Source organism: Streptomyces virginiae, assembly GCF_041432505.1.
GTDB lineage: Bacteria > Actinomycetota > Actinomycetes > Streptomycetales > Streptomycetaceae > Streptomyces > Streptomyces virginiae_A.
Window position 1 is genome coordinate 5,326,403 of sequence record NZ_CP107871.1, and the last position, 20,543, is coordinate 5,346,945.

A 20,543-nucleotide genomic window follows, 5' to 3' on the forward strand; every position below is an offset into this window, starting at 1 on the left:
GGCTCAGGCCCCGACCGGCGCGGTCCACGCCTGCGGCGGGACGGGCGGGGTCTGCTGGCGCTCCATGATCCCCCGGCGGCGCATCCGGTTCAGCGCCCACACGTTCCCCAGGTGCATGACGCCGAGGACGAGCAGGACGACGCCGAGCTTGACCGAGAGCGCCTCGAAGAGGGCCCGGGGGGTCGTGATCTCCTCGCTCGACCGGAGGTAGAGGGTCACGAAGCCGATGTTCACGAGGTAGAAGCCGACCACCAGGAGCTGGTTGACCGCGTCGGCGAGCTTCTCGTTCCCGTGCAGGACGTCACCGATGAAGACGCGACCGTTACGGCTGAGCGTGCGCGCCACCCAGACGGTGAGGGCGATGCTGATGAGCAGGTAGATGACGTACGTGACGACGGTGAGGTCCATTGTCCCCAGCCCCTTTGAACGTGTTCAAACTGCTGACAGGGATGACTGTAGGCCTCTTTTTGAACAAGTTCAAGCGATGGTCGACGGGTGCCGTGGAACCGGTTCGCGATCAGCGAGAGCGCGAGCGTCGCGGTGATGACGCCGAGGGTGCGCGTGAGGGTGGCGGCCCGGGACGAAGCGGGCGTAGCTGTGCCAGGTGAGGGCGGCCGGCTGCCCGTAGGGGGGTGCGACGGGGAAGCCGTCGGCCGGGTCCATGACGAACGCCCCCGCGGAGGGCGGACCGGGACAGGGCGACGGTCGCCCACAGGGAGCCACGACCGGACAGGCGAGCACGGCGAGGGTGGCGGGGGAGGGGGTGGGCCGGGGTCGACCGTCGGCGGGACTCGCCCCGCAGGAGGCCGAGGCGCACGCACGCGTGGCCCTGCCGGGGAACCAGGCCTCCAGCTCGGCCGCGTACGCGCCCGTCGGGCGAACCCGTACAGCCGCACGAGCGGCACCGGGGGAGCCGGGACCGACCGCTCATCCGCCCCAGGAGCCACCGCGATGCTGCGCGCCCGGCCCGTACCTCCTGCGGGCGGCGACAGCCGTGCGCCATCGAGGGCCGCCGCATGCGTCCACCTCAACCGGGCGGTGTCGCTCGGGATCGCCCACCGGCACGGCCCCGGCGGGTCCCATGCTCGGGCAGGCGGGGGCGGGGCGGCGACCTCGCGCAGGCCTGGAGCGGCACGCGTCGGCGTCAGCGCCGGGTCCCGTACGGCCCGACGCCCTCCGGAACGACCCGGACCTGCCGCTGCGCGAGCGCACGCGCACCCTGTGGAGGCTCCTGCACGAGTCGGGGGCCGGTCGGGCCCGGGGACCGGTGGTCCTCACCGGCCGACCTGCGCCCCCAGACGGGCCGCCGGTGGCTGCACGCCGGCCCGGCTCAGGCCGGCCCGGCGGAGCGCACACCTCAGATGCTCAGCGACCGCGCGTAGTTGAGCTGCGACATCACCCACTGGTAGGTGTACGCGTCCACCGCCGGGATCATCGTGGAGTGGTGGCGGCCGCCGCTGGTGACCGTGACCTGGATGTAGCCGGTGGTGGTCTTCTCCTTCATCAGCAGGAAGAGCAGGCCGAGCAGGCAGAAGAGGAAGAAGACGATCGCCAGCACGATCGCGTGCGGCGGGATCTTCTCCTCGGTGCGCGAGAAGTCCGTCGCGTTCCACATCGCGCCCCGGAGCGGCATGTTGCCCGAAGGGGTGATGATCTGGTCCCCCGCGATGGTGATGTCACCGAGGGACAGACCGGCTCCGCCGACCGGAGCGGGGGCGTTGTAGGCGGGGGCCGGGATGCCGGCGCCGCCGATGGTCGGCTGGTAGGCCGGGGGCGCCGGAGGCGCCGGGTAGGGCTGCGGGTAGCCGTAACTGGCCTCGCCGGGGCCCCACTTGTAGTCGCCCTGGCCGGGCGTGGCGGGCGTGCCGGGCTGACCGCCCTGGCCGGCGGGGTCGCTCGTGTACGGATTCGGCTGCTGCTCGCTCATGCCGCCGATCCTTCCACAGGGACTCGCGCCCTGTACCCCCGGTCCCGCAACCCAGGTCAGAGCGCCGCGCCGACCAGAGCCACGACGCGCCCCCGCATCAAGTCGCGGTCCACGCCTGCAGGGAGGAGGGAGTGGACGAGCGTGCGACGCCCGCCCTCGGTGGCGAACACCCCGCTCGTGGAGCGGCCCATGGAGCCGGTCTTGCCCCAGACGACGGTGCCGCCGATCTCGGCGCGCATCAGCCCGCCCGTGCTGAAGCGGTCCACCGCGCCCTCGGACAGTTCCGGCATGGCGAACAACTGCCGCTGCTGCGCCGGCTTCAGCAGCCGGCCGCGCAGCAGGCCGGTGATGAAGCGCTCCAGGTCGGGGGCGTTGGAGAGCATGCCGCCCTCGGCCCAGGCCCACGGCTCGATCTCGCCGCCGTCGGCGAGCACCGGGCCGGGGACGGTGCGGTCACCGGGCTTCGGGGAGTACGTGTGGCGCAGCCCGAGCGGCCGGGCGATACGGCGCCGGATCTCGTCGGCGTAGGAGCGGCCGGTGACCTTCTCGACGACCATGCCGAGGAGGAAGTAGTTGGCGCCGTTGTACCGCTGCACGCGCACGGGGTACTGGGGCGCGGCGCACCTCGGGTCGGTCCAGTGGGCGACGACCTGCTCCGGGGTCGGCGCCTCGCCGTCCACGAACGCCACGCAGGGCTCCTGGATGCCACTGGTGTGGCTCAGCAACTGGCCGACGGTGATCGGCTTCCAGTGCGCCGGAAGGGTGCCCGGGAGGAGCTCCTGGACGGGGGTGTCCAGGGTGAAGCGGCCCTCGCCGACGAGCTGGAGGACCAGGGTGGAGGTGAACAGCTTGGTGATGCTGCCGATACGGAAGTTCGCGGCCGGGTCCTGCGAGAGCGGGCCGGTGGCCGCGGTCCATCCGGGACCCGTCCCGCCCACCCGGACCATGGTGCCGCTCGCCACGGCGTCGGGCTTCATCAACGCGGTCAGGGCGGCGGTGTCGACCGGGTGGTACGCGCGGGCGGCAGCGGTCCCCGGTGCGCCCGGCAGCTCGGTGGCCGAGGCCGGCAGGACGGCGCCGGCGGTGACGGAAGCGAGGGCCGCGCCGGCGAGGACCAGGGCGGTCCAGCGGGTCCGGCGGGTGGCGGCGGGAGCGGAGTGCGCGGTCTTCGGCATGTACGGAAGTCTGCTGCGGCCAAGATCCACCGGCCATGGGTGAAGACCCCCACCGGACCCTGAGGGGCCCCTGACCGCCGCTGGGGCCCGCACGGCCCGTTGTCGGTGCTCGCCCCTACTGTCGGAGCCATGGGAATGGTGACCTTCGTCGACGAGACGACCGCGGGCGGCCGCAGCGAGGGCTGGGGCCTCGACATGGTCGAGGAGCGGCTCACGCTGCGCGAGTTGATCCGGCGCCGGATCTTCCAGGAGGTCGCGGAGTACCACGCGGAGCGGCCGGAGGTCTTCCACGGGCTGGTCCGCCCGGAGGGCGCCGAGCGCGCCCTGAACGGGTACGCGCTGCGGACGCCGCGCCGCATCGACCCGCGGAAGCAGACCGAGCGGGCGCTCGCGGCGTTCGAGCGCAACGGTTTCCTGGTCCTGGTGGAGGACCGTCAGATCCTCGACCTGGACGAGGAGATGGACCTGCCGTTCGGCGTCGAGGTCACCTTCCTCAAGCTCGTCGCGCTGGTGGGTGGCTGATGGCCTGGGACATCGAGGCGGCGGCGGAGGAGTTCCTCGACGCGACCGTGTACGCCACCGAGTACCGCGGCGACGGCGTCCGCCGACACGTCGAAGGGATGCAGCTGCTCCCGGAGGCGGACCGGCGTCTGGCGGTGGAGCGGTTCGCCGATCACTACCGGCGCGCGACCCACACGCGGGAGGTGGAGGTGAAGCTGCTGAAGATGATCGTGCTCGTCGGCGAGGGCCTCGACGACCTGCCCCTGGGCGAGGAACGGACGGCGCAGCTGGAGACCGTCGCCCACGCCCACACCTTCTCGTACGTCGCCCACCACGAGCCGCTGGTCCACGCCGAGGTCGCCGCCGGGCGCCCGCTCACCCCGGGCGTCATCGCGACCGTCCGACGCAGTGCCGTCGTCGGCACGTACTGCCCGGCCGCCCTCGTCGACCTGGCCGCCACCCTCACCGCACCCGTGCTCAACGTCGGCGAGGAGTGGGCGGAGCGGGCGATGGCGGACGAGCGGTGGCACGAGCTGCTCGCCCACGCGCGGACCGCCGGATCCGCCAAGCCCTCCCGCGCCTGGGAGAAGCGCGGCCGGGCGCTCCTCGGCCGGCTCGACGGCGACGCCGTGCGCGAGGCCGTCGTGGAGTGGCTGGCCCTCGTCGGACGACCCCGGACCGTGCACCTGGAGCGCGGCCCGTACGAGCAGGACGTCGACAACGCCTTCGATCCCTTCAACGCCGACGCCCTGCGCGGCCTGGCCTGGCTGCTGTCCTTCCTGCCACCGCACCCCGGTGCGGTCCGCGCGCTCGGCGCGCTGGCGGAGAGCGCGCTGCGCAAGGTCTCCGGGATCGGCCCGCGCAACCCGAAGGTGGCCAACGCCGCCGTCAACTCCCTGGCCCGGACGGAAGGTGACGCGGCCCTCGCCGAACTGGCGCGCCTGGGAACCCGGGTGACGTACAAGCGCACCGCCAAGCTCATCGACGCGGCGCTGGAGACGCGCGCCGCGGTACTCGGTCTGAGCCGCGAGGAGATCGAGGAACTGGCCGTTCCCGCACACGGGTTGAGCGAGGTGGGTCAGGCCGAGTTCCGCGTCGGCGAGGCCACCGCACTGCTGGAGGTCCACGGGACCAGGGCCGTGGTCCGCTGGCGCAACGCCGCGGGCAAGGAACTCAGGAGCGTGCCCGCCGCCGTACGCCGGGACCACGCCGAGGAGCTGAAGGAACTCAAGGCCACCGTCAAGGACATCACCGCCTCCCTGACCGCGCAGGCGGAACGGCTGGACGGACAGTTCCTGGCCCGGCGCCGATGGACGTACGGGCAGTGGCGCGCCCGGTACCTCGACCACCCGCTGGTCGGGACCCTGGCGCGGCGGCTCATCTGGACCGTGGACGGCACGGCGGTCGTCCACGCGGACGGGCAGCTGCGCACCCTCACCGGCGCCCCCCTGGACCAGGACACGGCGCAGGCCACCGTGGAGCTCTGGCACCCCGTGGGCAGGGAGCCCGCCGAGGTGGTCGCCTGGCGCAACCTGCTGGAGCGGTACGCCGTGACCCAGCCCTTCAAGCAGGCCCACCGCGAGGTGTACCTGCTGACCGACGCCGAGCGGAACACGGGCACCTACTCCAACCGCTTCGCCGCACACGTCCTGTGTCAGCACCAGTTCCACGCGCTGGCCGCGGCCCGCGGCTGGCGCAACAGGCTGCGGCTGTGCGTGGACGACAGCGCCCCGCCCGCCACCCGCGAGCTGCCGCGGTGGGGGCTGCGCGCCGAGTACTGGATCGAGGGCGACGGGGAGGAGCACGGGGTCGACACCACCGGGTCCGGCAGCTATCTGCGGCTGCGGACCGACCAGGTCCGCTTCTACCCGATCGACGCCCCGCACAACGAGGCGAGCACGTACCGCGGCGCGTACACGATGCGGCGGGGGGACGGTCAGGCCCCCGTCGACCCGCTGCCGCTCACGGAGATACCGGCGCTGGTGCTGAGCGAGGTGCTCCGGGACGTCGACCTCTTCGTCGGTGTGGCCGGCATCGCCAACGACCCGACCTGGGCCGACGGCGGGCCCGAGGGACGCTTCCGCGCGTACTGGACCTCGTACGCCTTCGGCGAGCTGAACCAGAGCGCCGAGACCCGGCGGGTGCTGTTGGAGCGGCTGGTACCGCGGCTGGCCATCGCCGACCGCTGCGGTGTCGAGGGCCGCTTCCTGCACGTGCGGGGCGAGCTGCGCACGTACAAGATCCACCTCGGCTCGGGGAACATCCTGATGACGCCGAACGATCAGTACCTGTGCATCGTGCCGGGCGGCTCCGCGGGCTCGGGCACCTTCGAGACCGGCTATCTGCCCTTCGAAGGGGACCGCACCCTCGCGGTCGTCCTCTCCAAGGCGTTGCTGCTCGCGAAGGACACCGAGATCACGGACCCGACGATCACCAGCCAGATCCGCCGCTGACGGGCCCTGGGGAACGGCGAGGGCCCCGCCCCCGGACGAACCGGGGACGGGGCCCTCGCACACGCGGACCGGAAGGTCAGAAGCGGCGCGTGATCAGCGCGCGCTTGACTTCCTGGATCGCCTTCGTGACCTCGATGCCACGCGGGCACGCGTCGGTGCAGTTGAAGGTCGTGCGGCAGCGCCACACGCCGTCCTTGTCGTTCAGGATCTCCAGCCGCTGCTCGCCGGCCTCGTCACGCGAGTCGAAGATGAAGCGGTGCGCGTTGACGATCGCCGCCGGGCCGAAGTACTGGCCGTCGTTCCAGAACACCGGGCACGAGGACGTGCACGCGGCGCACAGGATGCACTTGGTGGTGTCGTCGAAGCGCTCGCGGTCCTCGGCGGACTGCAGACGCTCGCGCGTCGGCTCGTTGCCCTTGGTGACCAGGAACGGCATGACGTCGCGGTACGCCTGGAAGAAGGGCTCCATGTCGACGACAAGGTCCTTCATCACCGTGAGGCCCTTGATGGCCTCGACGGTGATCGGCTTCTCCGGGTTGATGTCCTTGATCAGCGTCTTGCAGGCGAGCCTGTTCTTGCCGTTGATCCGCATCGCGTCGGAGCCGCAGATGCCGTGCGCGCACGAGCGGCGGAACGTCAGCGTGCCGTCGAGGTCCCACTTGATCTTGTGGAGACCGTCGAGCACGCGCTCCTTCGGGTCGATCTCGATCTGGAAGTCCTGCCACTGAGACTCGTCGGAGATCTCGGGGTTGAAGCGGCGGATCCGGAAGGTGACCGTGATGAAGGGCGAGGCCGCGGCCGCGGCCTCCATCTTGTCCAGGGTCGGGGTGGCCATCAGTACTTACGCTCCATCGGCTGGTAGCGGGTGACGACGACGGGCTTGTAGTCCAGCCGGACGGAGTCCTTGCCGTCGGCGCCGACCTCGCGGTACGCCATGGTGTGGCGCATGAAGTTGACGTCGTCGCGGTTCGGGTAGTCCTCGCGGTAGTGACCGCCGCGGGACTCCTTGCGCGCCAGCGCGGACACGGCCATGACCTCGGCCAGGTCGAGCAGGTTGCCCAGCTCGATGGCCTCCAGCAGGTCCGTGTTGAAGCGCTTGCCCTTGTCCTGGACGGACACGTTCTTGTAGCGCTCGCGCAGCTCCGCGATCTTCTCGACCGCGGTCTTGATGGTCTGCTCCGTACGGAACACCATCACGCACGCGTCCATCGTCTCCTGGAGCTCCAGACGCAGGTCGGCGACCCGCTCGTTGCCCGTGGAGTTGCGCAGGTGCTCGACGAGGTCGACGACCTGCTGCGCCGGGTTCTCCGGGAGCTCGACGTAGTCGTTCTCCTGGGAGTACTTCGCGGCGGCGATGCCGGAGCGCTTGCCGAAGACGTTGATGTCCAGCAGCGAGTTGGTGCCCAGACGGTTCGCGCCGTGCACCGACACGCACGCGACCTCGCCGGCCGCGTACAGGCCCGGGACGACGGTGGTGTTGTCCGACAGGACCTCACCCTCGACGTTGGTCGGGATGCCGCCCATGGCGTAGTGCGCGGTGGGCTGGATCGGGATCGGGTCCGTGTACGGCTCGATGCCCAGGTAGGTGCGCGCGAACTCGGTGATGTCCGGGAGCTTCGCGTCGAGCTGCTCCGGCGGCAGGTGCGTCAGGTCCAGGTACACGTGGTCACCGGCCGGACCGCAGCCGCGGCCCTCACGGATCTCGGTGTAGATGGAGCGCGAGACGACGTCACGGGACGCGAGGTCCTTCATGACCGGCGCGTACTTCTCCATGAAGCGCTCGCCGTCCTTGTTGCGGAGGATGCCGCCCTCACCGCGGGCGCCCTCCGTCAGCAGGATGCCCATGCGCCAGATGCCCGTCGGGTGGAACTGGAAGAACTCCATGTCCTCCAGCGGCAGGCCGCGGCGGTAGCAGGCCGCCTGGCCGTCACCCGTGAGGGTGTGCGCGTTGGAGGTCACCTTGAAGAACTTGCCGGTGCCGCCGGAGGCGTAGATGACGGCCTTGGCCTGGAACACGTGGATCTCGCCGGTGGCGAGCTCGTACGCGACCACACCGGCCGACTTCTTGACGCCGTCCTCCTCGACCAGGAGCTGGTCCAGGACGTAGAACTCGTTGAAGAACTCCACGCCCTCCTTGACGCAGTTCTGGTAGAGCGTCTGGAGGATCATGTGGCCCGTGCGGTCCGCGGCGTAGCAGGACCGGCGGACCGGCGCCTCGCCGTGGTTGCGGGAGTGCCCGCCGAAGCGGCGCTGGTCGATGGTGCCGTCCGGGGTGCGGTTGAACGGCAGGCCCATCTTCTCCAGGTCGAGGACCGCGTCGATGGCCTCCTTCGCCAGGATCTCGGCGGCGTCCTGGTCGACCAGGTAGTCACCACCCTTGACCGTGTCGAAGGTGTGCCACTCCCAGTTGTCCTCTTCCACGTTGGCCAGCGCGGCGGCCATGCCGCCCTGCGCGGCGCCCGTGTGGGAGCGGGTCGGGTAGAGCTTCGTCAGCACCGCCGTGCGGCTGCGCTTCGTCGACTCGATGGCGGCGCGCATACCCGCGCCACCCGCGCCCACGATGACGGTGTCGTACTTGTGGATCTTCATTGGTTTCGCCTCAGCCCCGTTGCCTAGCGGATGTTCGGGTCGAAGGTGAAGATCACCAGCGTGCCCAGAAGGATGGTGAACACCGTGGCGGTGTAGAGCAGGCCCTTCAGCCACAGCCGCGTGTTGGCACGCTCCGCGTAGTCGTTGATGACGGTACGCAGACCGTTGGCGCCGTGCAGCATGGCCAGCCACAGCATCAGCAGGTCCCAGACCTGCCAGAACGGGGACGCCCAGCGGCCGGCCACGAAGGCGAAACCGATCTTGGACACGCCGCCGTCGAGCACCAGCTGGATCAGCAGGTGGCCGATGACCAGGACGACGAGCACGATGCCCGAGAGGCGCATGAAGAGCCACGCGACCATCTCGAAGTTCCCGCGGGTCGAGCGCGGGGTCTTGCCGGTCCGCTTGCGCGGGGCCTCGATGTAGGGCGCCGGGTTGTCCACGTCGTAGAGGGACACGCCCTCCACATCGCCGACTCCCTTTTCGAAAGAAGTGTCAGAAGACATACGTGTCACTTCCCGAACAGTTCAAGGTAGGCGTGGCCCAGGACGGGGTACAGGGCCCCGCCCATCAGCACGATCCAAGTGATCACGACGGTCCAGAGCATCTGCTTCTGGTAGCGCGGACCCTTGGACCAGAAGTCCACGGCGATGACACGGAGACCGTTGAGCGCGTGGAACAGGATGGCGGCGACGAGGCCGTACTCCAGCAGCGCGACGATCGGCGTCTTGTAGGTAGCCACGACATCGTCGTACGCCTCGGGGGAGACGCGGACGAGAGCGGTGTCGAGGACGTGTACGAACAGGAAGAAGAAAATGAGGACGCCGGTGACTCGATGAGCCACCCAGGACCACATTCCTTCCCGGCCGCGGTACAACGTTCCAGCCGGCACGGAAAACCCTCCGGAAGCGGGGCGGGGGCCAGCCGGCTTCTTTGTCGGTCGGGCCCGGCCGGGTACGGTCCTCCGGCCCCGGACATCGTAGCGACGCTTTGTCGGTTCCCTTGCGCGGGGGCCATCGGTGTGATCAAACAGGCACGTACGGGCTATCCCACAGGGGCGAATAGCCCGATTTCCGTGGCAGTCAGCCCATCCGGCGAGGTCAGCCGGCGTGTCACATCCCGGAGCCGGGCCTGCGCGAGGCGGCGCAGCTCGTCCGCGGAGATCGAGCGCTCCTCGTCGACCTCGTGGCCCATCCGCCGCCGGATCGCCCCCAGCAGCTGGTCGGCCCGCTCCTCCGGCGGGTGCCCGTCGAGGCAGATCACGAAGGCGTGGCCGAACTTCCGTTCGTACTCCGCGTGGGCCGCGTCGAGGGCCAGCAGGGCGGCGTACGAAGCCCCGTGGGCCAGTTCCGCCGAGCGCTCCGCGGCCAGCGCCTCGGTCAGATCGCCCTGCGAGAGGTCGTACGAGGCCTCGTCGGCGGCGGCGAGCAGGGCCCCGGGATCCGGGTAGGGGCGGTGCGTCGCCATCCGGTGCGCCCAGCGCCGGCTTCCGCAGCAGTGCAGCAGGACGGCCTGGACGATCTCGGGGGACAGGGCGTTGAACCGAACCAGCCCGAATCCGTGAGAAGGATCGGAACTTCCCCCGGATCCGGTCCGGGAGGTGCGCCCTGGGGCCTGTGCCGGAAGGTGGCTGGACAGCAGGGGGCTCCTCGGGGCGCGGCGGGGGTGTACCGCCACGCTATCGACGCAGGGCAGGGTGTGTCGTACCGATTCGGGGATTTCACCCGGAAGTGAGCCGAAAGGATGACGTGAGCGCCACGGGCAGGCATGGTGAGGGCCCCGGGAAGGGGAGGGCGACCGAGGCCGCCACCCCCCACAGGAGAGGCCCCGGTCGCCATCCGTCACGGGCTCGTGCGACAAGCCCGTACCCCTGTCAGCGCCTCGGGTGCGTTTTGTGTCACACCTCGCTCCGCACAGGATTGGTTGCGCGTTGTATCACTCGTGGACGAGAGGTACTTGAAAGCCGTAACGTGCTGATTTGCGCCACACGTACAGGACAGTGAACGGGTTGGGGACTTTGCTGGGGGACGACGCGGAGCTGACCGCCGCGGTGCTCGCGGCACAGGACGGCGACGAGAACGCGTTCCGTGCTGTGTACCGCGCCGTGCACCCACGGCTGCTCGGGTACGTACGCACGCTCGTCGGGGACGGCGACGCGGAGGACGTGACCTCCGAGGCCTGGCTGCAGATCGCCCGCGACCTCGACTCCTTCACCGGCGACGCCGACCGCTTCCGCGGTTGGGCGGCCCGCATCGCCCGCAACCGCGCCCTGGACCACATCCGCATGCGCGGCCGCCGCCCCGCCATCGGGGGCGACGACACCGAGCTGACGAGCTGGGCCGCCGAGTGCGACACCGCGGGCGCGGCCATGGAGTCCCTCTCCACCGGCCGGACCATGGCCCTCATCGCGCAGCTTCCGCAGGACCAGGCCGAGGCCGTCGTCCTACGGGTCGTGGTCGGCCTGGACGCCAAGAGCGCGGCCGAGACCCTCGGCAAGCGGCCCGGCGCCGTACGGACCGCGGCCCACCGGGGCCTGAAGAAGTTGGCCGAGCTGCTCGGCCCGGAGGGCGGCTCCGAGCCCGACCCGGACACCGGCTCGGGTCCGGGCCCGGCGGTCGGCCATAATGCCCGTGGCCAGGCGTGGGGCGGCGGGGGCGGGAGGGATCTCGACGCCGTACCCGCGCAGCGCGGCCGGGGCGGGGGCTTCGTAGAGCAAACCGGTGTGACGGATTCACGTTGGCGGACGCAGAAGGACATGTGATGGCCGACGAGCGCAACAGGTGGCTGGACGAAGCCGCGGCGGAAAAACTGCTACGCGGCGAACCGGTGGAACCTGTGGGGCCGGCCGCCGATCAGCGTGCCCGGAACGAGGCGGCCCGACTGCGTGCCGCCCTGGACGCCCTGGGTGGCGTGAACGCGCCGCTGCCCGCGGGCGCGGAACTGCCCGGCGAGGCCGCGGCGGTGGCCGCCTTCCGCGCGGCCCGCGGTGGCGCGCGCCCCGCCGCGGCGCCCGATGCGACGGCCCCGTCCGACGAACCCCTGGTCGACCTCGGCCGCGTCGTTCCCGTGCCCGCCCCTCGCCGCCGCCGCGCCGTGAGCTTCGGCCTGGCCGCGGCCCTGGCCGGTGTCGCCGTGGGCGGACTGGCCGCGGCGGCGGGCGCCGGGCTGCTGGAGCGGTCCCGGCACGACAGCGCGGGCCCCGGTCCGGCGATGTCCGTGAGCGCCGGCGAGAACCCGGCCCCGGGCATCGGCAGCGGAGCGCCGAGCGCCAGTCCGAAGCCGACCCCCACCCCGCAGCCGTATGGCTCGAATTCGATGCCCACCGCGGGCGCGACGCAGCCGCCCGGTCCGGACGGGCGTACCGCGACACCCGGGACCGGCGCGGGCGCCGGCGTCTCCTCGGGTTCCTCGGCGACGGCCGGCGCGGGCAAGGACGTCCAGGGCGGCACCGGCGCCACGGGCGGCATCGGCGGCAAGGACATCGACCGGGACACCTTCGGTGGCGGCACCACGGGCGGCAAGGACCGCGACCGTGACGGCGAGACCCTCCTCAAGGTCGCTGACCTCTGCACGGAGTTCAAGGCGGGCCGGCTCGACGAGGCACGCCGCGAGCGGCTCTCGCGCCTGGCCAACGGACTCACCCGGATCCCCGACTACTGCAAGTCGGTGCTCGACGACGGTGGCGCCGGCGGCAAGCGCAGCGACACCCAGCTGGGGGGCGGGACGCTCCGGGCGCCGACCCTGACACCGACGCTTCCGCGGGGGTCGGTCGACCTGCGCACCGGCCGCTGACACATGCGCTGACCTGCCTGTAACACTTTTCGAACCGGCGGCGCAGTACATATCGAGCCGACTGGTCATCGGCCGCGCATGAGCCGGGGTTCCCCCCGTACCCCTGGGCTCTGCGCAACCGGCGCGGGCGGGGCACGTTCCCCCGGCCCTGCCCGCGCCCATTACGTTCGGACCGGAAAAAGCCCGAGGCGAGCGCCTCGGGCTTTTCGGTTCCTGCTCGCTCGCGTCTGCCGCGGGCGCGGGCCTCACGGGCTCGCGGGACCGGATCACGATCCCGCCTGCGGCCCTGACGGCATCACCAGTAGACGACGACCTTGTCGCCGACCTTCACCTGGTCGAACAGCGCCGACAGCTTGCCCTTGTCCCGGACGTTCACGCAGCCGTGCGAGGCCCCGTTGTAGCCGCGGGCCGCGAAGTCGGCCGAGTAGTGGACCGCCTGGCCGCCGCTGAAGAACATCGCGTACGGCATCGGGGTGTGGTAGATCGTCGACGTCCACTCCTTGGCCTTCCAGCCCACGTCGAACACGCCCTCGCGGGTCGGGGTGTTCTCGGAGCCGAAGCGCACGTCCATCGTGGAGACGACCTTGCCGTCGATCATCCAGGCGAGGGTGCGGCTCTCCTTGCTGATGCACATGACGCGGCCCTGCATGCAGCGCGGGTCCGGGGCGTCGACCTCGTTGACGGTCGAGGGGCGCAGCTCGTCGGCGGTGGGCTTCTTGCTGGCGCCCTCGATCTTCTTCCAGGTGGCCTCGTCGACCGAGCCGGTGGCGTTCAGGCCGTGCTTCGACTGGAAGGACTTGACCGCGGCGGTGGTCTTGGAGCCGTAGAAGCCGGTCGGGGCGACCGACATCAGCTTGAGCTGGCGCAGCCGGGCCTGGAGCTCGCGCACCTGCTCGTTCTCGTCACCGTTGGCCATGATCGCCTTCACCGCGGGGGAGGCGGAGGCCGAGGTGGAGGGCGACGCGGAGGCCGAGGCGGACGGCGACTTCGAGGCCTCGCCGGGCTTGTCGTCGGTGGAGGGAGAGGCTTCGGGGGAAGTGCCCGCCGTGGGCGAGGACGAAGCCGAGGAGGCGGAGGCGACAGGCTCCGTCTTCTGCGGTCCGCAGGCGGTCGCGGCGAGTGCGACGGCGGTTGCCACCCCGATCGTGCGGATTATGACTCTCTGGCGCTGCATTGCAGTCCCCCCGGTTTCTACGTCGTGTATCTAGGTGATGCTCCGCGTGCGTGGACAGTTGCACTCGGCTCCGGGATGTTGCGCCATTGTGACCGGCAGTCGTCCGCAGCCTTACGAAGCGATACGCGGCTGGGGAACCCCAGCGGTGGCTCGGGGGAGGTTCTACCAGTCCCGGGCCCGCTTGCTCCACGGAGGACTACGTCACATGGCACAGACCGAGAGCGGAATTCCCGTCGAACCCGTCTACGGACCCGCCGACCTGACGGGATGGGACCCCGCGGCGGAACTCGGGCAACCGGGTGACTTCCCCTACACGAGGGGGATTTATCCGAACATGTACACCGGTCGGCCGTGGACGATGCGGCAGTACGCCGGCTTCGGCACGGCCGCCGAGTCCAACGCCCGCTACCGGCAGCTCATCGAGGGCGGCGGCACCGGGCTGTCCGTCGCCTTCGACCTGCCGACCCAGATGGGACACGACTCCGACGCCCCCCTCGCGCAGGGCGAGGTGGGCAAGGTCGGCGTCGCCGTCGACTCGCTCGACGACATGCGGACGCTGTTCGACGGGATCCCCCTCGACCGGGTCTCCACCTCGATGACGATCAACGCGCCCGCCGCACTGCTCCTGCTGCTCTACCAACTGGTGGCGGAGGAACAGGGCATCTCGGGCACGGAACTGACGGGGACGGTCCAGAACGACGTCCTGAAGGAGTACATCGCACGCGGGACGTACATCTTCCCGCCCGGCCCCTCCCTGCGCCTGACGGCCGACACCTTCCGCTACTGCCGGGCCGAGATGCCCCGGTGGAACACCATCTCCATCTCCGGCTACCACATGGCCGAAGCCGGCGCCTCGCCCGCGCAGGAGGTGGCCTTCACTCTCGCCGACGGCATCGCCTACGTCCGGACGGCCCTGGCGGCCGGGATGGCGGTCGACGAGTTCGCGCCCCGGCTCTCCTTCTTCTTCGTCGCCCGCACCACCCTGCTGGAGGAGGTCGCGAAGTTCCGCGCGGCCCGACGCATCTGGGCCCGCGTCATGCGGGAGGAGTTCGGGGCCCGCGACCCGAAGTCGCTGATGCTCCGCTTCCACACCCAGACCGCCGGGGTCCAGCTCACCGCCCAGCAGCCCGAACTGAATCTCGTACGGGTGGCCGTCCAGGCCCTGGCCGCCGTGCTCGGCGGCACCCAGTCGCTGCACACCAACTCCTTCGACGAGGCGATCGCGCTCCCGACCGAGAAGTCCGCCCGCCTCGCCCTGCGCACCCAGCAGGTCCTCGCGTACGAGACGGACGTGCCGCACACCGTGGACCCCTTCGCCGGGTCGTACGCGGTCGAGCGGATGACGGACGACCTGGAGGCGGCGGCGCTCGCGCTGATGCGCCGGATCGAGGACCAGGGCGGGGCGGTGGCCGCGATCGAGGCCGGCTTCCAGAAGGCCGAGATCGAGCGCAACGCCTACCGCATCGCGCAGGAGACCGAGAACGGGGAGCGGGTGGTGGTCGGCGTCAACCGCTTCACGCTGGAGCGCGAGGAACCGTACGAACCGCTGCGCGTGGACCCGGCGATCGAGGCGCGCCAGTGCGCGGCGCTGGCCCGGCTGCGGGCGGAGCGCGGCACGGCGGTGACGGCGGCGCTCGCGGCCCTGAAGGAGGCGGCGGCGGGGACGGCGAACGTGCTGTACCCGATGAAGGAGGCGCTGCGCGCCCGGGCCACGGTGGGGGAGGTGTGCGGGGCGCTGCGGGAGGTCTGGGGGACCTACGAGCCCACCGGTTCCACCTGGTGAAACACGCTGGCGCGACAGGTGCAACCTTGTGGGACACTCCTGCGCATGCTGGGTGTGACAGATCTTCCGACTTATCTCGCCGGCCTGGTGCTGATCATTCTGCTGCCGGGCCCGAACTCCCTCTACGTGCTCTCCGTGGCCGCCCGCCGCGGAGTGCGCACCGGGTACAAGGCCGCCGCCGGGGTGTTCACCGGCGACGCCGTGCTCATGCTGCTGACCGCCGTGGGAGCCGGGGCGCTGCTGCGGGCGAGCCCGCTGGTGTTCACCGTGGTCAAGTTCCTCGGGGCCGGCTACCTGGCGTGGCTCGCGGTGGGGATGATGCGCGGCGCCTGGGCGCTGTGGCGTACGCGCGCGGAGCGGGCCGAGGCGCAGTCGGCCGTCCCCGCCGACCCGGCCGAGAACGAGCGGCCCTACCGGCGGGCGCTGCTGATCAGCCTCCTGAACCCGAAGGCCATCCTCTTCCTGATGTCCTTCTTCGTGCAGTTCGTGGACCCGTCCTACGCCTACCCGGCGCTCTCCTTCCTGCTCCTGGGCGGCCTGCTGCAGACCGGCAGCTTCCTGTACCTGACGATGCTGATCTTCGGCGGCACCCGCCTCTCGGCGGCCTTCCGGCGCCGCAAGCGGCTGTCGGCCGGAGCCACCTCGGCGGCGGGCGTGCTCTTCCTCGGCTTCGCGGCCAAGCTCGCCGTCAGCTGAGCGCCCGGCGCAGCCACCCCATCCGCCGCACGGCCCGGCGCACCGCCGGGCTGCGCGGCAGGAACGACAGCTGCGCCGGGATGCCGCCCGGCAGGCCGAGCGTGGTCAGCCGGCGGCGGGTGAAGTACCGCCAGGTGCGCGGGGTCAGCCGCTTGGCCAGATAGGCCTCGGCCGCCGGCCGGCGCGCGGCCAGGATCTGCGGCTGCATGGTGAACCCGACGGCGGTGAGCAGTGCCGCCGGCTCCGCCCGGACCTGCTCGGGGGTCGGAGGCGTCCAGGTACGGACCGCCTCCGCGTCGGCGAGGTCCGGGAGCAGGGCGTCCACCAGCGCCAGCGGGACCCGGTTGCTGTTCGGGTACGGGGTCAGCGCGGCCAGCACCGCGTCGGTGCCGGTCCGGGCCACCGGGAGCCCGTACAACGTGGCGGCGGTCAGCAGCCCGGTGGAGAAACAGCCGACCACCAGCGCGGGGCGCAGCCGCTGGTAGAGGGTCTCCGCCAGGACCGGGGCGGCGATCACCGTCAGCCGGGCGCCGAGCCTTTCGGCCTCCTCCTCGGCCCGGCGGCAGTACGCGGCCGGGGCGCCGGGGTGCGGTTTGAAGACCAGCTCCCGGTGGCCCAGGGCGTGCGCGCCCCGGACCATCGACACGTGCAGCTCCTCCTCCTCGGCCAGGGTCATCAGGTCGAGCGCGGAGAGGTACTGGCCCAGCAGGAGGGCCGGACGCCCGGCCGGTCCGGCGGCGTCGGCAGGACCGTCGGTGTCGGTGGTGGCCGGCCCGTCGGTGGTGGCCCAGCTCGCCGACGTGGCCTCGGCGAGCTCCGCGAGGACCTTGAGGAACGGCTCCGTCGGCACCAGCTCCACCCGTACGCCGAACTCCGTCAGCAGCAGGGGCTCCAGCCCGGGCACCAGGTCCAGGTGGAGCACCCGCCGCACCCGCATCCCGAGCTGCGGGTCGAGGCGGAAGCGGGTGGGTCCGTAGCTCATGAGCCCGTCGGCGTAGACGTCGACGGCCGCGCCCGGGAAGAGCCGGCACAGGCTCTGGGCGGGCGGGACCTGGAGGGACTCCACGATCAGCTCGATCCGGTCCTCGCCCAGGTTCCACAGCGCGCGCAGCTGCCGCTCCCACATCGGGACGTCCTCCGCGCGCGGGGCCCAGGTGCTGGGGTGCTGCGGCTCGATGACGCGGTTCCAGTCGAGGACCTCGTCGAAGCGGGAGCGCAGGGCGGCGAAGCCCGGCATGTCCGGGACCCCCGGGGTGACCTCGGCGGTGACGGCGTGGTTGCTCGTCAGCAGGATGCGGCGGCCGGCGGGCGGGAAGGAGCCCGCGTCGATGCCCGCGGCGAGCGTGGCCGCGCCGTAGAGGGTGGAGGCCAGGAAGATCTGGGTGGGCATCAGATGTTCGCCCCCGACGGGGCGGCTTCGGGGGCGGCCTCGGGCGCGGGGGCGGCGGCGCGGCGGCCGGTGCGCAGTCGGCGCAGCACGGTGGAGCGTTCGACGTCCATCGAGTCCAGGACCTGGTCCAGTACGTCCTGCGGCATGCGGCCGAGCGCGGCCGTGCTCATCGTACGGAGTTTCTTGGCCACATCCGGCTCGAACCTTTCGATGGACCCCACGTGGTGGGCGATAATTGCACAATACGTCCGGACGGCTTTCGGGAGCAGTCGATCCGATTCCCGATCGGCGATGACATCCGCGAGCACCTGATCGAATGCCCGGATGAAATCGAGCTGCCGTTCGTCCCCTACTTGCGTCAATGAGGTGGAAACTCCGCGCCGGTAGAAGACGCCGGGCAGCCCCACCGCGGCGAAGGACGCCGCCTCCCGGTGCAGCCGCCAGATCCACGGCCGGTCCTCCGCGGTCCGCAGCCCGTCGGTGAAGTGCAGCACCCCGCGGTCCAGCAGCCGCCGGTGGTACATCCCGGCCCAGGCGTACGGATAGTCCACCGAGGTGGCCCGGTCGGCGGGCAGGATCGCGGTGCGCGGCGCGGCGACCACCGACTGCGGGCCGTAGGGCACACGCTGCACGCTCCGCGACCTACCCGTGCACCGCACATGGTCGGTCCGGACGAAGTCGCAGCTCAGAGCCTCTATGGCGGCCAGGGTCCGGGCCAGGTGGCCGGGCGCCAGCCAGTCGTCCCCGTCCAGGAACGTCAGGTACTCGCCGCGGGCCGCGTCCAGACCGGTGTTGCGCGCGGTGGCCAGGCCCCCGTTGCGCTCGTGTCTGAGGTGGACCGCTCCCGGCAGCTCGCGCGCCGCCCGTTCCAGCAGGTCGGACGTCCCGTCCGTCGAGCAGTCGTCGACGAGCAGGAACTCGAAATCCTCCCGGGCGTTGAGTTCGAGACTCTTCAGGGCGTCCGGTGCGTATGTCTGCACGTTGTAGAACGGCACGACAACAGAGAGCTTGGCCACCTGCGAGACATTAGGCCGCCGCCCGTCATTCACCGTGGCCCGGACGCGGATTCCATGTGAACGGCGCGGGGCGGGCGAGTTAACCCGTCCGCTTTCGCATTTCGTAGACGCGTTGTTAACCCGCTGTTGTGCGGTCGTTGGGCCGATCACCGAAATTGCGGAATAGCTTCTGCCGCGTGCCAGAACGCAAACGCGTCGCCGTACTCGCCGATTCCGATACGCGATGGAAATGGGGCGCACTCACCGCCCGCCGTCTCGTGCCCGACCACCAGCTCACCGGATTCCTGCTGCGCGGCCGCGCCACCCCCACCGCGCGCCAGCTCGGCGAGGTGGGGGTGCGGGCCGACCGGCTGTCCGAGGTGACCTGCGCCGAGTTCCTCGCCGAGATCGAACGCGAGCGCTACGACGTGGTCGTCCTCGCGCTCGTCGGCGGGGCCGTCCAGGCCGTCCTGCACGGGGCCCGCGCCCTGTGGCCCGCCCCGGCCAGGCGCCCCGTACTCGTCACCGGCTACGTGGGCGTCGTCTACGAGAAGCTCGCCGACGGGCTGCTGCTGCGGCACGGAGCCGACCTCGTGCTCGCCAACTCCCGCCACGACGCGCAGCGGTTCCGCGCCGTGTACGAGGGCGTCGGCGCGGACGCCGCCGCCGTCACCGAGACCGCGCTGCCCTTCCTGGGCGGAGCGCCGTACGAGCCGGCCGGGAGCCGGGCCCACACGGTGGTCTTCGCCGTCCAGCCCTCCGTGCCCGACAGCCGCGCCGACCGCGCCTACCTGCTGGAACGGGCGGCCGGGCACGCCCGCCGGCATCCCGACCGGGAGGTGCTGATCAAGCTGCGCAGCAAGCCCGGGGAGCACACCACGCACCTGGAGGAGCAGCCGTACCAGCGGCTCGCGGAGAAGGTCCCCGGCGGACTGCCCCCCAACTGCCGCCTGGTGTACGGGAACATGGGCGAGGTGCTGGACGGCACCGACCTGCTGGTCACCGTCTCCTCCACCGCCGCCCTGGAATCCCTGCACCGCTCCATCCCGACGGCGATCCTCACCGACCTCGGCATCCGCGAGGCGCTCGGCAACCACCACTTCCTCGGCTCCGGCTGCCTGGCCTCCTGGGACCAGCTCGACTCCGGGCTCCTGCCGACCGGGGACCCGGTCTGGCTGGCGGCGCAGGGCGTCCTGCCCGCACCGGGCCCGGACCGGGGCACCGACGGCGCCGCGGACAGGGCCACGGGCCACGCCACGGACGGTGCCTCGGGCCGCGCCACGGACACCGCCGGTGCGGACGCCTACGCCGTCGCCCGGGCCAAGGTCGCCGGCCTGCTCGCCGCGACCCGGCTGCCCTCGCCCGCCCCCTACTACACGCGCACCACCGCACCCGGATACCTCCCCGGGATCCTCGCCCGCCACCACCTCGCACCCGACGGCACCCCACTGCCCGGCGCCGCGCGCCCGGCCGCGGGGGAGTCCCGGCTGCGCCGCCGGCTGCGCGGGCATCTGCGCGAGGCCGCCCGCGGGGCCTACCGGCACGGCGTGCAGCGCGTGGCCCCGGTGATCCGCAGGCTGGGGGAGCTGTGAGGGTCCTCGCCGTCATCCCGGCCCGCGGCGGCTCCAAGGGAGTCCCGGGCAAGAACCTCGCCGAGGTCGCCGGCACCCCGCTCGTCGCCCGCGCCGTCCTGGCCTGCCGGGCCGCGCCGACCGTCACCGACGTGGTGGTCTCCACCGACTCCGCGGCGATCGCCGCCGCCGCCCGCGCCGCCGGAGCCGACGTCATCGCCCGCCCCACCGCGATCTCCGGCGACACCGCGAGCAGCGAGGCCGCCGTCCTGCACGCGCTCGCCGCGTTCGAGGAACTGCACTCCCTCACCGTGGACGTGGTCCTCCTCGTCCAGTGCACCAGCCCCTTCCTCAGCACCTCCGACGTCGAGTCGGTCGCCGTCGCCGTCGCCTCCGGGGCGGCCGACTCGGCCCTGACCGTGGCCCCGTTCCACGGATTCCTCTGGCGGGAAGGGGACGACGGCCGCGGCGCCGGCGTCAACCACGACACGGCGCAC

The 20,543-nt window shown here is 71.8% G+C and carries 18 protein-coding genes and 1 pseudogene; 8 read left to right on the forward strand and 11 right to left on the reverse strand.

Features of this window, described 5'->3' with window-relative positions; genetic code table 11:
- Positions 1-3 precede the first annotated feature (3 nt).
- The 3 genes from OG624_RS24925 to OG624_RS24935 form a co-directional block, all read right to left on the reverse strand.
- Entirely contained in the window at positions 4-408 is a 405-nt protein-coding gene (locus OG624_RS24925) for a hypothetical protein (RefSeq protein WP_033219565.1), read from the reverse strand.
- 949 nt (positions 409-1,357) lie between these two features.
- Positions 1,358-1,927: a hypothetical protein gene (locus tag OG624_RS24930; RefSeq protein ID WP_033219567.1), complete on the reverse strand. Its 570-nt coding sequence runs from the start codon at positions 1,925-1,927 to the stop codon at positions 1,358-1,360.
- 56 nt (positions 1,928-1,983) lie between these two features.
- Complete coding sequence (locus OG624_RS24935) at positions 1,984-3,102, reverse strand: serine hydrolase domain-containing protein (RefSeq protein ID WP_371588323.1); 1,119 nt, start codon at positions 3,100-3,102, stop codon at positions 1,984-1,986.
- A gap of 129 nt (positions 3,103-3,231) precedes the next feature.
- On the opposite strand from OG624_RS24935, the gene OG624_RS24940 reads away from it, so the two are divergent.
- Positions 3,232-3,624, forward strand: coding sequence for a hypothetical protein (locus tag OG624_RS24940; RefSeq protein ID WP_371588324.1), 393 nt, complete (start codon positions 3,232-3,234; stop codon positions 3,622-3,624).
- On the forward strand, positions 3,624-6,056 hold the full coding sequence (locus tag OG624_RS24945) for a DUF4132 domain-containing protein (RefSeq protein ID WP_371588325.1): 2,433 nt from the start codon (positions 3,624-3,626) through the stop codon (positions 6,054-6,056). The genes OG624_RS24940 and OG624_RS24945 overlap by 1 nt, the downstream gene beginning before the upstream one ends.
- A 76-nt stretch (positions 6,057-6,132) precedes the next feature.
- Here OG624_RS24945 and OG624_RS24950 read toward each other — a convergent pair whose 3' ends face one another.
- The 5 genes from OG624_RS24950 to OG624_RS24970 all read right to left on the reverse strand — a co-directional run bounded on the left by OG624_RS24950 (position 6,133) and on the right by OG624_RS24970 (position 10,490).
- Positions 6,133-6,891: a succinate dehydrogenase iron-sulfur subunit gene (locus OG624_RS24950; protein WP_033219571.1), complete on the reverse strand. Its 759-nt coding sequence runs from the start codon at positions 6,889-6,891 to the stop codon at positions 6,133-6,135.
- A complete protein-coding gene (gene sdhA, locus OG624_RS24955; protein WP_033219576.1) occupies positions 6,891-8,645 on the reverse strand; it encodes a succinate dehydrogenase flavoprotein subunit in 1,755 nt (584 codons plus the stop codon). Before sdhA ends, OG624_RS24950 begins: the two co-directional genes overlap by 1 nt.
- Positions 8,646-8,668: 23 nt before the next feature.
- On the reverse strand, positions 8,669-9,151 hold the full coding sequence (locus OG624_RS24960) for a succinate dehydrogenase hydrophobic membrane anchor subunit (RefSeq protein ID WP_030712574.1): 483 nt from the start codon (positions 9,149-9,151) through the stop codon (positions 8,669-8,671).
- Positions 9,152-9,156: 5 nt separating this feature from the next.
- Positions 9,157-9,537 (reverse strand): succinate dehydrogenase, cytochrome b556 subunit, encoded by a 381-nt coding sequence (gene sdhC / locus OG624_RS24965; RefSeq protein ID WP_078909238.1) that lies wholly within the window; start codon positions 9,535-9,537, stop codon positions 9,157-9,159.
- 152 nt (positions 9,538-9,689) lie between these two features.
- The gene (locus OG624_RS24970) at positions 9,690-10,490 is read right to left on the reverse strand and encodes a 2-oxo-4-hydroxy-4-carboxy-5-ureidoimidazoline decarboxylase (RefSeq protein WP_371589849.1); all 801 of its coding nucleotides are present in this window, start codon (positions 10,488-10,490) and stop codon (positions 9,690-9,692) included.
- A gap of 172 nt (positions 10,491-10,662) precedes the next feature.
- Between OG624_RS24970 and OG624_RS24975 the strand changes: the two genes are divergently transcribed.
- A complete protein-coding gene (locus OG624_RS24975; RefSeq protein WP_033219581.1) occupies positions 10,663-11,406 on the forward strand; it encodes an RNA polymerase sigma factor in 744 nt (247 codons plus the stop codon).
- The gene (locus OG624_RS24980; protein WP_371639855.1) at positions 11,406-12,437 is read left to right on the forward strand and encodes a hypothetical protein; all 1,032 of its coding nucleotides are present in this window, start codon (positions 11,406-11,408) and stop codon (positions 12,435-12,437) included. The genes OG624_RS24975 and OG624_RS24980 overlap by 1 nt, the downstream gene beginning before the upstream one ends.
- A 295-nt stretch (positions 12,438-12,732) precedes the next feature.
- On the opposite strand, the gene OG624_RS24985 is transcribed toward OG624_RS24980, so the two are convergent.
- Complete coding sequence (locus tag OG624_RS24985; protein ID WP_161291481.1) at positions 12,733-13,611, reverse strand: L,D-transpeptidase family protein; 879 nt, start codon at positions 13,609-13,611, stop codon at positions 12,733-12,735.
- Positions 13,612-13,816: 205 nt separating this feature from the next.
- Here OG624_RS24985 and OG624_RS24990 point away from each other — a divergent pair, with 205 nt between their 5' ends.
- On the forward strand, positions 13,817-15,394 hold the full coding sequence (locus OG624_RS24990) for an acyl-CoA mutase large subunit family protein (RefSeq protein ID WP_266353085.1): 1,578 nt from the start codon (positions 13,817-13,819) through the stop codon (positions 15,392-15,394).
- Between the two features lie 45 nt (positions 15,395-15,439).
- Complete coding sequence (gene leuE, locus OG624_RS24995) at positions 15,440-16,090, forward strand: leucine efflux protein LeuE (RefSeq protein ID WP_033219587.1); 651 nt, start codon at positions 15,440-15,442, stop codon at positions 16,088-16,090.
- Here leuE and OG624_RS25000 read toward each other — a convergent pair.
- Both OG624_RS25000 and OG624_RS25005 read right to left on the reverse strand, forming a co-directional pair.
- Entirely contained in the window at positions 16,083-17,480 is a 1,398-nt protein-coding gene (locus OG624_RS25000; RefSeq protein ID WP_033219589.1) for a polysialyltransferase family glycosyltransferase, read from the reverse strand. The genes leuE and OG624_RS25000 overlap by 8 nt on opposite strands.
- On the reverse strand, positions 17,480-18,496 hold the full coding sequence (locus tag OG624_RS25005; RefSeq protein ID WP_033219591.1) for a glycosyltransferase family 2 protein: 1,017 nt from the start codon (positions 18,494-18,496) through the stop codon (positions 17,480-17,482). The genes OG624_RS25000 and OG624_RS25005 overlap by 1 nt, the downstream gene beginning before the upstream one ends.
- A 176-nt stretch (positions 18,497-18,672) precedes the next feature.
- Between OG624_RS25005 and OG624_RS25010 the strand changes: the two genes are divergently transcribed.
- Both OG624_RS25010 and OG624_RS25015 read left to right on the forward strand, forming a co-directional pair.
- The gene (locus OG624_RS25010) at positions 18,673-20,067 is read left to right on the forward strand and encodes a DUF6716 putative glycosyltransferase (protein WP_033219594.1); all 1,395 of its coding nucleotides are present in this window, start codon (positions 18,673-18,675) and stop codon (positions 20,065-20,067) included.
- A pseudogene (locus OG624_RS25015) lies at positions 20,064-20,429 on the forward strand (acylneuraminate cytidylyltransferase family protein); the annotation flags it as partial. The gene OG624_RS25010 and the pseudogene OG624_RS25015, both read left to right, overlap by 4 nt.
- Positions 20,430-20,543 lie beyond the last annotated feature (114 nt).